The following is a 318-nucleotide window of genomic DNA, read 5'->3' as shown; positions in this document are numbered from 1 at the left end:
CTGAGGTTTTCACGGCGAGGTCGGTGGGGTGAGAGCCAGACCTGTGGCGGTCAGGCAGCCGTCGACCAGGTGGGGGCGGAGCTGGATCCTGCGTAACTCGCGGCGAAGGGTGCGGTCGAGGTCTTCGGATGTGTCGAAGGCGGTGTTGGCCATCGCCCTGCGTACCAGCGACCAGACGGCCTCGACTGGATTGAGGTCAGGTGCGTAGGGCGGAAGACGGACGGTGGTGAGCCAGTCGTGGTCGGCCTCGTACCGCTTCAGCCCGGTGGCCAGGTGGGTGTTGAGGTTGTCCCAGACCACCACGATCGGGCCGTCGAG

General features: G+C 66.7%; 1 protein-coding gene. It reads right to left on the bottom strand.

Annotated elements, in window-relative coordinates; translation table 11 throughout:
* Nucleotides 1-9: 9 nt before the first annotated feature.
* Nucleotides 10-318 (bottom strand): transposase (locus RM812_RS42845; RefSeq protein WP_311586547.1); only part of this gene is annotated, 309 nt, incomplete at its 5' end.

The sequence above is a fragment of the Streptomyces lancefieldiae genome (assembly GCF_031845825.1).
Taxonomy (GTDB): domain Bacteria; phylum Actinomycetota; class Actinomycetes; order Streptomycetales; family Streptomycetaceae; genus Streptomyces; species Streptomyces lancefieldiae.
Note: the sequence above shows the minus strand (reverse complement) of the source record. Positions and strands in the feature narration are given on the sequence as shown.